Annotated in this window: 9 protein-coding genes; 4 read left to right on the top strand and 5 right to left on the bottom strand. The window is 62.4% G+C overall.

The genetic code is table 11. From position 1 onward, the window contains the following. Positions 1 to 283: 283 nt before the first annotated feature. Positions 284 to 1,972, bottom strand: coding sequence for an FAD-dependent oxidoreductase (locus AACR77_RS07395; RefSeq protein ID WP_042880636.1), 1,689 nt, complete (start codon positions 1,970 to 1,972; stop codon positions 284 to 286). Positions 1,973 to 2,106: 134 nt separating this feature from the next. Between AACR77_RS07395 and AACR77_RS07390 the strand changes: the two genes are divergently transcribed. The 3 genes from AACR77_RS07390 to AACR77_RS07380 all read left to right on the top strand — a co-directional run bounded on the left by AACR77_RS07390 (position 2,107) and on the right by AACR77_RS07380 (position 6,700). Further along, positions 2,107 to 5,046 (top strand): sensor domain-containing phosphodiesterase, encoded by a 2,940-nt coding sequence (locus AACR77_RS07390; protein WP_042880634.1) that lies wholly within the window; start codon positions 2,107 to 2,109, stop codon positions 5,044 to 5,046. A gap of 75 nt (positions 5,047 to 5,121) precedes the next feature. Continuing rightward, a complete protein-coding gene (gene pflA, locus AACR77_RS07385; RefSeq protein WP_010674272.1) occupies positions 5,122 to 5,964 on the top strand; it encodes a pyruvate formate lyase 1-activating protein in 843 nt (280 codons plus the stop codon). Between the two features lie 94 nt (positions 5,965 to 6,058). After that, positions 6,059 to 6,700, top strand: a complete 642-nt coding sequence (locus AACR77_RS07380; protein WP_041215455.1) for an energy-coupling factor ABC transporter permease — start codon at positions 6,059 to 6,061, stop codon at positions 6,698 to 6,700. Between the two features lie 57 nt (positions 6,701 to 6,757). Here AACR77_RS07380 and AACR77_RS07375 read toward each other — a convergent pair whose 3' ends face one another. The 4 genes from AACR77_RS07375 to AACR77_RS07360 all read right to left on the bottom strand — a co-directional run bounded on the left by AACR77_RS07375 (position 6,758) and on the right by AACR77_RS07360 (position 9,909). After that, on the bottom strand, positions 6,758 to 7,450 hold the full coding sequence (locus tag AACR77_RS07375) for an ABC transporter permease (protein ID WP_042880633.1): 693 nt from the start codon (positions 7,448 to 7,450) through the stop codon (positions 6,758 to 6,760). A gap of 3 nt (positions 7,451 to 7,453) precedes the next feature. Next, entirely contained in the window at positions 7,454 to 8,194 is a 741-nt protein-coding gene (locus tag AACR77_RS07370) for an ABC transporter permease (RefSeq protein WP_010674269.1), read from the bottom strand. A 105-nt stretch (positions 8,195 to 8,299) separates the two neighbouring features. Then, positions 8,300 to 9,073, bottom strand: a complete 774-nt coding sequence (locus AACR77_RS07365) for an ABC transporter substrate-binding protein (protein ID WP_041212797.1) — start codon at positions 9,071 to 9,073, stop codon at positions 8,300 to 8,302. Positions 9,074 to 9,138: 65 nt separating this feature from the next. Then, on the bottom strand, positions 9,139 to 9,909 hold the full coding sequence (locus AACR77_RS07360) for an ABC transporter ATP-binding protein (protein WP_010674267.1): 771 nt from the start codon (positions 9,907 to 9,909) through the stop codon (positions 9,139 to 9,141). A gap of 532 nt (positions 9,910 to 10,441) precedes the next feature. On the opposite strand from AACR77_RS07360, the gene AACR77_RS07355 reads away from it, so the two are divergent. Further along, positions 10,442 to 11,155, top strand: a 714-nt coding sequence (locus AACR77_RS07355) for a lysine exporter LysO family protein (protein ID WP_231563171.1), incomplete at its 3' end; no start/stop codon positions are given.

Below are 11,155 nucleotides of genomic sequence, written 5' to 3'. Positions count from 1 at the left end.
GCACCTGGCTGGCAGGTTTGTCGGGGCCGCAACCGGCCAGCAGCAGCGCCGCCAGCCAGGCCACACGGGGAAGACGAGTCACGGGGCAGGAGAGAGAGAGGTGCATGGTGTTCATCCCGGGTTGGATCGCCGCAGCGCAGGAGCCAATAGAATAAAGCGTCACTCCCGGGAACACCAACTGCCATGTCGGGCGGCATTGGCCCCTGATGAAGAAACGGGCCACTCACTGGAGTGGCCCGTTTGCATACAGAGTGATCAATCGGGCCATGTCAGCCTGGAGGATCTACTCGGCGATCACCGTCTGCCAGGTCTTGAAACCGCCGGAGAGGTTCTTGACCCGAAAACCGTGCTGGCTCAGCAGACGGCAGGCCACGTGTCCCCGCAGTCCCACCTGGCAACTGATGAGCAGCTCTTTATCCTTGGGCAGCTCATCAAGACGGCCACGCAGCTCGTCCAGAGGAATGTGCATCGCCCCCGGAATGCGCCCCAGCTTGTCGAGTTCGGGGCCGTTTCGCACATCCACCACCTGCTGATGGGGGTGGCGAGCCAGCACCTCGGCTGCGTGGCAGAGCAGGGTGTCCCCCTTCAGATGGTTGCTCGCCACGAACCCGGCCATGTTGATCACATCCTTGGCCGAGCCAAAGGGCGGCGCATAGGTGAGCTCCAGATCCTGCAGATCAAATACGGTGAGGCCGGCGCGCTGGGCCACCGCCAGCACGTCGATGCGCTTGTCGATGCCATCCTTGCCGATGGCCTGGGCGCCGTAAATCTTGCCATCGGGGGCAAACAGCAGCTTGAGGCTGACCGGGTGGGCGCCGGGATAATAGCCGGCGTGGCTGCCCGGGTGGACATAGACCTTCTCGAACGGCAGCCCCAGCTGCACCAGCCGCTTCTCGTTCAGCCCAGTGCTCGCCACCGCCAGATCGAACAGCTTGCAGATGGCGGTTCCTTGCGTCTTCTTGTAGGTTTCGCTTCGCCCCAGCATGTTGTCGGCGGCGATGCGCCCCTGGCGGTTGGCGGGGCCCGCCAGCGGGATCAGCACGGACTCGCCGGTGACGAAGTCGGTCTCCTCCACCGCGTCCCCCACCGCGAAGATGCAGGGATCCGAGGTGCGCATGCCCGCATCCACCTTGATGCCGCCCCGCGCTCCCAGCACCAGCCCCGCCTTGGCGGCGAGCAGAGTCTCGGGCTTGACGCCGATGGCGAGGATCAGCAGGCCGGTGTCGAGATGAGAGCCGTCGCTCAGGGTCAGGCGCAGTCCACCCCGCTGGGCGGTCGCCACGGCGGCAGTCTTCTCGGCAGGCACCTCCAGGCTCTCGATGGCAGCGAGGCCGGTGCGCAGGCGAAGATCGACCCCCTCCTCCCGGATGCGGGCGTGGAGCAGGTTGGCCATCTCCTTGTCCACCGGCGCCATCACCTGATCGGAGAGCTCAAGCAGGGTGACCGCCAGCTTGCGCTGGTGCAGCGCCTCCATCATCTCCAGCCCGATGAAACCGCCCCCCACCACGGTGACGTGGCGGGGCTTGTCGTGCGCCAGCGCCGCCAGGATGCGATCCATGTCGGGAATACTCCGCAGGGTGTGTACCCCCGGGCTGTCGATGCCGGGGAAGGGAGGCCGGATGGGGGCGGCGCCCGGGCTCAGCAGCAGCACGTCGTAGGCTTCGCGCCGCTCTTCGCCGGTCAGCAGGTTGCGCACCAGCAGGCTCTTGCCGGCCCTGTCTATCTCGATGACGTCGTGAAACACCCGCACATCCACGTTGAAACGGCGCTTGAAGCTTTGCGGTGTCTGCAGCAGCAGGGCATCCCGATCCGGGATATCCCCCCCGATGTGATAAGGCAGACCGCAGTTGGCGAAGCTCACGAACTCGCCCCGCTCGAACATCACGATCTCCGCCTCTTCGCTCAAACGGCGGGCACGGGCGGCGGCGGACGCCCCCCCGGCCACACCACCCACAATCAGGATCCGTTTCATCTGCAAGACTCCACTCAACAGGAAATGACCAATAAATTAGGCTTATCTAATTTAGAATTCAATGAAATTTTGTTTGCCACGGATTTGCAGTATTCTTGCCCTCCGACAATTGCTCAACAGGATAGTGTCAGTTCATGTCGTCTACCGCGCTCAGCCATCTTCCGACCGCCAGCCAGGCGCCCCTGTTTTTCCGCCTGGATACCCGTAGTCAACGGCTGGTCGCCCTGACCGATGTGATGCAGACGCCGCTCCACTGGCTCGATGAGCCCCGCAGTGCCTGGCCGGCCCAATTGCCGGACGCCCTGCGCCAGCCCATCGAGCAGCGGCTGGCCAGCGGCAAGGGGGGCAAGCTGGTGCTGCGCTTTGACGCCCTCCTCTGGCACATTTCCCTCTCCCACGAGCAGGACGCCTTCTGGCTCATCTGCCTGCAGACCCAGTCCCAGGAGAGCGCCGCCAGCCTGTCCCTGCAACTGCCGCGCCTGAGCCAGATGGCCAGCCAGCAGCAGTATGACGCCATGCTGGAGAGCCTCAAGGAGTGCCTGGGGGCCGATCGCCTGATCCTCTGGCACTACCAGGCCCATGGCGCCCTTGGCGGCGAACAGCTGACCCCGGTGTTCACCCTGGGGGTGGACGCGCTCGGTGCCATTCGCGGAGACAGCCGCTACATCCGAGCCCTGCGTGCCCGGGGCGCCCTGAGCTTCTCGGAGGCGGCCCACCAGCCCATGTTGAGCCAGCACTACTACCTGGCCGATGCCAATGTCTGCTCCCGCCTGGACGGCGCCTTGCTGGAGCAGGAGAAGCTCATCGGCGTGCTCAGCCTGGAGTATGCCGAGAGCACCCTCATCAGCGATGACACCCTGCAACTGGTACGTCATTGCGCCCGCTTGCTCGGCCACTGGCAGCCGGACCCCGTGGCGACCGACGCCCCGGACCTCGCGCCCCCACCCGGGCTTGCCAACCTGACCGGCAACGATTACTGCCGCGCCCTGCTGCGCTGGGCCATGGGCCTGAGCGGTGCCCACATGGGCTGGATCGGCGAGTTTCAGCCTCGCGGCCAGGATCTCTGGCTCATTCCCCGCTGCGTGGTGGAGGGGGATGCTTTCGCCGTCGTCAAACCCATGCCCATGGACATCGGCCCGGGCCGGGAGATCTTCCAGCACGGGCAGAGCCTCTACGTGGAAGATCTGGCCCTGCGCTATCCCCAGTCGAGCCAGCTGCTGGCTCTCGACGCCAAGGCCTATGTCGGCATCCCCTTCCCGGGGCCAAACGGTCTCCCCCTGGGGCAGCTCACCCTGCTGCTCGCCACCCCTCTGGCCGATCCCGCGTCCCTGTTGGACGTCCTCTACGAACAGCGCGAGCGGGCCGCCAGCGAGTTGCAGCGCCTGGCCAATGACGATGCCCTGCGCCTGGCCGAAGTGGCCTTCAACACCCACGACGGCCTGCTGGTGATGGATCACGGGGGCATCATCCTCAAGGTCAATGCCTCCTTCAGCCGCATCACCGGCTTTGCCAGCGAGGAGATGCTGGGCCTGCACATCGATGCCCTGAGGCCCACCTACTATGGCGACACCCTCAAGGAGGAGGTGATCGCGGCGGTCAACCGGCAGGGATACTGGCTCGGGGAGGAACAATGCCTGCACAGGGAGGGACACCTCTTCCCGGTGCGGCTCATGGTGAGCGGGGTCAAGGACGAGGAGGAGGAGATCAGCCACTTCGTCTGCAGCTTCCACGACATCACCCAGGAGAAGGAGACCGCCCGCCACATCGAGCGCCTCGCCTACTACGACGACCTGTGCGATCTCTACAACAGGCGCAGCCTGACCGACATCATGCAGCGCACCCTGCAGACCCCGAGTGGCCAGTGGGGAGCCCTGCTGCTGCTGGATCTGGACAACTTCAAATCCATCAACGACTCCCTCGGTCACGCCTGCGGCGATCTGCTGCTCCAGGCCGTGGTGGTGCGACTCAAGTCCCTGCCCCAGGAGAACCTGGTGCTCGCCCGCACCTCGGGTGACGAGTTTGCCCTGCTCTTCACGGCACTGGGCCAGGGCTATATCACCGCCAAGATCCTGGCGGAGCACTTTGCCCGGGAGCTGATGGGGATCTTCCGTGCCCCCTTCGACATCGGCGATCACAAGCTGCACTGCAGCGCCTCCGTGGGGATCAGCCTGTTCAGCGATGACGACAAGGATCACCTTGTCCTGATGCAGCAGGCCGATACCGCCGTCCACATGGCCAAGCGCGCGGGCCAGGGCAACCATATCTTCTTCAGTGAAGCCATGGCGGAAAAAGAGAAGAGCAAGCTTTCTCTCAACAACCAGCTGCGCGATGCCCTGCGCAACAACGAGCTGGTGCTGCACTACCAGCCCCAATACCGGGTCGACAACGGCACGCTCTCGGGCATAGAGGCGCTGCTGCGCTGGCAGAAGGCCGACGGCACCATGGTGCCCCCCGGGGAGTTCATCCCCATCGCCGAGGAGACCACCCTGATCCAGGAGATAGGCTACTGGGTGATGAAGACCGCCTGTGCCCAGTACAGCTTCTGGCTCAACAACGGTCTCGCCATCCCCCATCTGTCGGTCAACGTCAGCGCCCGCCAGTTCCACACCGCCGGTTTCGTGCAGCAGGTGGAGTACATTCTGCGGGACACCGGGGTGCCCCCGTCGCGCCTGCTGCTGGAGATCACCGAGTCCGTGGTGCTGGAAAACCGGCTGGAGAGCATCGCTAGGATCCGCCAGCTCAAGGCCCTCGGCCTGCTCATCTCCATCGACGACTTCGGCACGGGCTACTCGTCCCTGGCCTATCTGCGGGATCTGCCCGCCGATGAGGTCAAACTGGATAGGAGCTTCATCCAGACCCTGGTCCACAGCGAACAGGACAAGGCCATCGTCAAGGCCATCCTGGATCTCGCCCGGGTGTTTCGTTTCACCGTCACCGCCGAAGGGGTGGAGGAAGAGGAGCAGCTCGCCGTGCTCAAGGCCCTGGGATGCCAGCATTATCAAGGCTTCCTCACCAGCCGGCCGCTCCCCGTCAAGGCACTGGAGAGCCTGCTGGGTGCCACCCCTGCGGGCTAAACTGGTAGGATTTATAGGGCTTTCTGTCATAAAATAACGACCGCTCGAACCTTGTCCGCACCATTGGAGTCGTCTATGTCAGTCATTAACCGGATCCCCGCCGTTGAATCCAAGGGACCTGCCACCCCCGGCACGCAGCGGATCCCGACCGTTGAAGCCAGCGACACCGGCACTACCGACATCATTGGCCGGATCCACTCCGTCGAGACCTGCGGGACCGTCGACGGCCCCGGCATCCGCTTCATCGTGTTCATGCAGGGCTGCCTGATGCGCTGCAAGTATTGTCACAACCGGGACACCTGGGACACCCAGGGCGGCCGCGAGGTCACCGTGCCCGAGCTGATGAAGGATCTCACCAGCTATCGCCACTTCATGAATGCCTCCGGCGGTGGCGTGACCGCCTCCGGCGGCGAGGCCATGCTGCAGCAGGAGTTCATCGCCGAATTGTTCACCGCCTGCAAGGCCCAGGGGATCCACACCTGCCTCGACACCAACGGTTTCGTGCGTCACTACGACGAGCTGCTCGACCGGGTGCTGGACAACACCGATCTGGTGCTGCTCGACATCAAGCAGATCAACGACGAGAAGCACATTCCCCTCACCCACGTCAGCAACAAGTACACCCTGGAGTTCGCCCGCTACCTGGCCTCCCGCGGCCAGACCATGTGGATCCGCTACGTGGTGGTGCCCACCTGGTCCGACGATGACGAGAGCGCAGAAGGACTCGGCCAGTTCATCGCCGAGCTGGGGGAGTGCGTCGAGAAGGTGGAGCTGCTGCCCTACCACGAACTTGGCAAGCACAAGTGGGACGTGCTGGGAGATACCTATGATCTGGTCGGCATCAAGCCCCCCAGCAAGGAGACCATGGACAGGGTCCAGGGCATCCTTGGCAAGTATCACCCCAACGTGAAGTATTGAGACAGGAGGCCGCCCGGCAGAGGGCGGCCTCTTTTCATTGCGCCGGCGTTCGCCACGGCGCCATCACCGACAGCCGCATCCGGGGGAACTGCTCATGAGTGAAGGACAAGTCGCCGCCCTCCTGCTCTGGCTGGTGCTGCTCGCCTTCAGTCTGAACGCCTCCCTGCTGCGCACCCTTGGCGCCCACCCGCTCTATCAGCATCTTTGCCTCGGCGGCGCCATCGTGCTGGTACCGCTGTGGACCTTGCGGGCCGGGTTGCATGAGGGGCTCGAGATCCACTTTCTCGGCCTCACCAGCCTGACCCTGCTTCTGGGCTGGCGCCTCGCCCTGCTCGCCCCCTGCCTCACCCTGCTGCTCCTCGCTTACTTCGGGGTCATCCCCCTGGCCGACATCGGCTGGCAGGCCCTCATCGGCGTCGCCCTGCCGGTGGCCACCAGCTGGCTGCTGTTTCTGGGGAGTTGGGCCTGGCTGCCTCGCCACCTCTTCGTCTATCTGTTCGTGGCGGCATTTCTCGGGGGGGCGCTGAGCATCTCGGCCAAGGTGATCGCCAGCGCCCTGCTGATGGGGGTGAGCGGCACCTACTCCTGGCACACCATCAGCGCCGACTACCTCTCCATCTGGCCGCTGCTGCTCTTCCCCGAGGCGCTCCTCAACGGCATGACCATGACCCTGCTCGCCGTCTATCGCCCCCACTGGGTCAACACCTTCTTCGACAGGGAGTACCTGGGGCGCTGAGCCTGCCCGTGGTCCATAAAAAAAGCCCGCAGTTGCGGGCTTTTTCTCTGCTGGCAGTCAGACGCTGCGCGGGCGCAGGTGGGCATGCCAGCGGGCTTCCCACTTCTTGAACAACCAGACGATGACGAAGGTGAGCAGCATGTAGAGCAGACCTGCGGTCAGGAACGCCTCGAACGGGCTGTAGTAGCGGGAGTTGATGATCCGCGCCGCCCCCGTCAGATCGACGATGGTGATGATGCCCGCCACCGCCGACCCCTGCAGCATGAAGATCACCTCGTTGCTGTAGGCCGGCAGCGCACGGCGAAACGAGTTGGGCAGGATGATGCGGGTGAGGGTCTGCCAGCGGGTCATGCCGAAGGCGCTTGCCGCTTCTATCTGCCCCTTGGGCATGTTCATCACGGCGCCACGCACTATCTCGGCGGTGTAGGCGCCGGTGTTGAGAGTGAACGCCAGCAGGGCACAGAACCAGGCTTCCGAGAAGAGGGACCAGGCCGCACTGTTCTTGAGCCACTCCCACTGGGCGGCACCGTAGTAGATGATGAAGAGCTGCACCAGAAGCGGGGTGCCACGGAAGAAGTAGATATAGGCCCAGATTGGCCCCTTTATCAACCAGTTGTGGCTGTTGCGCAGTATGCCCATGGGCACCGCCAGCATGAGCCCCAGCATGAGCGAGGCGGCCACCAGCCAGATGGTGGTATAGAGCCCCTCCCAGTAGGTGGGCCACTCCTTGAGAATGATCGAGAAATCCATGGCTTACCTCGTCTTGATGGCGTAGTGACGCTCGGCCCACTTGAGCGCCGAGGTAGAGACTGCGGTGAAGACCAGGAAGATCAGCGCCACCGCCATGTAGAAGGTGAAAGGCTGCTGAGTCGAGCCCGCCGCGAGCGACGCCTTTCGCACCATGTCATCGAGCCCGATGATGGAGACCAGGGCCGTGGTTTTCAGCAGTACCAGCCAGTTGTTGCCAAACCCGGGCAGGGCATGGCGCATCATCTGGGGAAAGAGGATCCGCACAAAGACCTGGCTTGCCCGCATGCCGAAGGCACGGGCCGCCTCGAGCTCCCCCTTGTCCACCGCCAGGATGGCGCCGCGGAAGGTCTCGGTCATGTAGGCACCGAAGATGAAGCCGATGGTGGCGACCCCGGCCGCAAACGGGCTGATGTCGATGTAATCGGGCAGCAGGGAGACCCACTCCTGGTTCGGGTTGCTCGCCAGCAGGTGGTTGTTGTAAGCCTCGTTGACCCAGGTGCAGATCCCGTTGATGAGCACCTGGCCACCGAAGAAGAGCAGCATCATCAGCACCAGATCCGGGATGCCGCGAATGACGGTGGTGTAGGCCGCCGCGATGCCGCGCGCCCACTTGTAGGGAGAGAGCTTGGCCAGGGCCCCCAGCATGCCGAGCACCAGGGCCAGCAGCAGGGAGGCGAGCGCCACCTCCAGGGTGATCCAGGCCCCCTCCAGCAGAGAGGTTTCGTATCCTTTCAAATCAAACATATGCAATGCAGCTCCATCGCAATCGGGCCCGTCACTCCCAGCGGAAGGCAACGGGCCCGATGACTACTGACGGGATCAACCTGTCGTTGTTCGCCTGACGTCGGCTTACTCGCCGTACACGTCGAAGTCGAAGTACTTGTCGTTGATTTCCTTGTACTTGCCATTGGCACGCAGGGCCAGGATGGCGGCATTGAATTTCTCTTTCAGATCCTTGTCAGCCTTGCGCACCGCGATGCCGGCACCCTCGCCAAACCACTTGGGATCGGTCAGTTTCGGGCCGATGAACTCGAAGGCATCGCCCCCTTCCTTCTTCAGCAGGCCGTCGCTGATGGCGGCGGAGTCGGCCATCACGTAATCGACACGGCCGGATTTCAGATCGAGGTAGGCTTCATCCGCAGTGCCGTAGCGCTTGATGGTGGCATTGGGGAAGTTGTCGGTGATGTAGGTATCCATGGAGGTGGCACGCTGCACGGCGATGGTCTTGCCGTCCATGAAGGCCTTGTCGAGCTGGATCTCGGTCCCTTTCTTGGCGGCGAAGCGCGCCGGGATGTGCTGGTACTTCTGGGTGAAGTCCACCTTCTTCTTGCGCTCTTCGGTGATGTCCATGGTGGCGATGATGGCGTCATACTTGCGCGACAGCAGCGCCGGAATGATGCCGTCCCAGTCCTGCTTGATCAGGGTGCACTTCACCTTCATCTCGTCGCACAGGGCGTTGGCGATGTCGATGTCGAAGCCTTTCACCTCGCCACTCGGCTCGGTCCAGGAGAAGGGGGGATAGGCCCCTTCCACCCCGATCCGCACCTCTTTCCACTCCTTGGCCATCAGGCTACCGGAACACAGGGCCGTCATCACGGCAGTCGCCAGCATCAGCTTGTTCATGTATCTCTCCTTGATAAACACGTCGATCGTTGAAAGTACGGATGGTTGAAATTGAATCCCGTCCATCAATAAATGGACGAGATGAATTGCTTGAATCGCTCCGACTTGGGATGGGCGAAGATCTCCTTGGGATTGCCCTCCTCCTCCACGCGCCCCTGGTGCAGGAACATCACCTTATTCGACACATCGCGGGCGAAGGACATCTCGTGGGTCACCACCATCATGGTACGCCCCTCTTCCGCCAGCTCGCGCATCAGGCCAAGGACCTCCCCCACCAGTTCAGGGTCGAGGGCCGAGGTAGGCTCGTCAAACAGCATCACCTCGGGCTCCACCGCCAGCGCCCGGGCGATGGCGGCCCGCTGCTGCTGACCGCCGGAGAGGTGACCGGGATAATAGTCGCGACGCTCCCACAGCCCCACCCGGTTGAGCAGGTGCTCCGCCTTGGCGATGGCCTCGGCACGGGGCACCTTGAGTACCTGGATGGGCACTTCGATGATGTTCTGCATGATGGTCATGTGGGACCAGAGATTGAAGCTTTGAAACACCATGGCCAACCGGCTGCGGATACGCTCCACCTGGCGCATGTCTTCCGGCAGGCGTTCGCCGGAACGGCTGGTTTTCATCCGGATCAGCTCCCCATGGAGGGAGACGCTGCCCGATGAGGGGGTTTCAAGCAGATTGATACAGCGTAGAAAGGTCGACTTCCCCGAACCCGAGGAGCCGATGAGGGAGATCACATCCCCCTTGTGGGCCGTCATATCGATGCCCTTGAGCACTTCGTGGGTGCCAAAATACTTGTGCAGATCACGAACTTCCAGTGCGGCAACGTCGCTCATCCATTACAACCTTGTCTGTCCCTAGACGCCGCTTCGGCGTGACTCCACCATCGTCCATTTAACAAAACGTTAACCGATGGCAACCTTCAGCGAAAATATCATTGAGGTAGTGAAAAAACAATACAGAACCGAGGTATTTGGTGTTTTATCTGTATTTTTATTGGCCTATTGAGTATTTTTCAGCACTTTGTCTGCATAAAATCCATTTTTTGCCGCACCTTTCCTACCGCTCTTTTATACCCGCAGCGCACTGGTAGCAAGCATATTTCACCATATCCGCCAGATGTCACCCAAAAGGACTTTATTCACCCAGGCAGATTCCCCTTCTCTCGTCATTTCATGGGGATGAAATTGATTTCTCAGGTGATGTGGCCCTCTTTCCTCGTTTGTGTGCAGAGCTGGCTGTCATCAAAAAACACAACAATATGATAAAAAAGTCCCGTATGGGCCATGCTGATGCACAGATCCGTGACACAGGTGCAACAAGTCGTGATAAGGTGCCGTTTTTCCACGTTTTGTGATCGAGGCCCCGATGTTGCTCAATGTGTTGCTGATCCTGCTGCCGCTCGTGATCGGCTATCTGGTTCCCCTCTCTTCCGCCCGTCTGATCAAGCTGGTCAACCAGTCCCTGGGCAAGATGGTCTACCTCATCCTGTTCCTGATGGGGCTGGTGCTGGCCTATGTGGAGAACCTGGGCAGCAACCTGGCAGTGATCTTCAAGGTGGCAGGGGTGATGCTCGCAGCCATTACCCTCTGCAACCTGCTGGCCCTGTGGTGGCTGGACAAGCGCAGCCCCCCCACCCACGAGGCCAGTGACGGCAAGATGCCGAGCAAGCTGCACCTGTTATGGGAATCCCTCCAACTCTGTTTCGTGGTGCTGGGGGGCGTCTTGCTGGGGTTGGTGGTGGACCTGCGCGCCCTGCCCATCGACAAGTTGAGCGAGTGGGCCCTGATGCTGCTGCTCTTGCTCATCGGCATCCAGATGCGCAACTCCGGCATGCGCCTGCGCCAGATCCTGCTCAATCCCTGGGGCATGAAGATCGCGCTCACCGTCATCCTCAGCAGCTGGCTCGGCAGCCTGCTGGCCGCCCAGCTGCTCGGCATGCCCTTTGCCCATGGCCTCGCGATGAGCTCCAGTTTTGGCTGGTATTCGCTCTCCGGCATCCTGGTAGCGGACAAGCTGGGCCCGGTGCTGGGCTCCGCCGCCTTCATCAACGATCTGGGGCGCGAGCTTATCGCCATCCTC

Origin of the sequence: Aeromonas sp. ZOR0002 (genome assembly GCF_963866995.1) — a bacterium.
GTDB classification, from domain to species: Bacteria; Pseudomonadota; Gammaproteobacteria; order Enterobacterales; family Aeromonadaceae; genus Aeromonas; species Aeromonas caviae.
Note: the sequence above shows the minus strand (reverse complement) of the source record. Positions and strands in the feature narration are given on the sequence as shown.

Bases quoted from the DNA above. Each gene is read 5' to 3' on its own strand.
- AACR77_RS07395 (WP_042880636.1), bottom strand. From the start codon at position 1,972: ATGAAACGGATCCTGATTGTGGGTGGTGTGGCCGGGGGGGCGTCCGCC.
- AACR77_RS07390 (WP_042880634.1), top strand. From the start codon at position 2,107: ATGTCGTCTACCGCGCTCAGCCATCTTCCGACCGCCAGCCAGGCGCCC.
- pflA (WP_010674272.1), top strand. From the start codon at position 5,122: ATGTCAGTCATTAACCGGATCCCCGCCGTTGAATCCAAGGGACCTGCC.
- AACR77_RS07380 (WP_041215455.1), top strand. From the start codon at position 6,059: ATGAGTGAAGGACAAGTCGCCGCCCTCCTGCTCTGGCTGGTGCTGCTC.
- AACR77_RS07375 (WP_042880633.1), bottom strand. From the start codon at position 7,450: ATGGATTTCTCGATCATTCTCAAGGAGTGGCCCACCTACTGGGAGGGG.
- AACR77_RS07370 (WP_010674269.1), bottom strand. From the start codon at position 8,194: ATGTTTGATTTGAAAGGATACGAAACCTCTCTGCTGGAGGGGGCCTGG.
- AACR77_RS07365 (WP_041212797.1), bottom strand. From the start codon at position 9,073: ATGAACAAGCTGATGCTGGCGACTGCCGTGATGACGGCCCTGTGTTCC.
- AACR77_RS07360 (WP_010674267.1), bottom strand. From the start codon at position 9,909: ATGAGCGACGTTGCCGCACTGGAAGTTCGTGATCTGCACAAGTATTTT.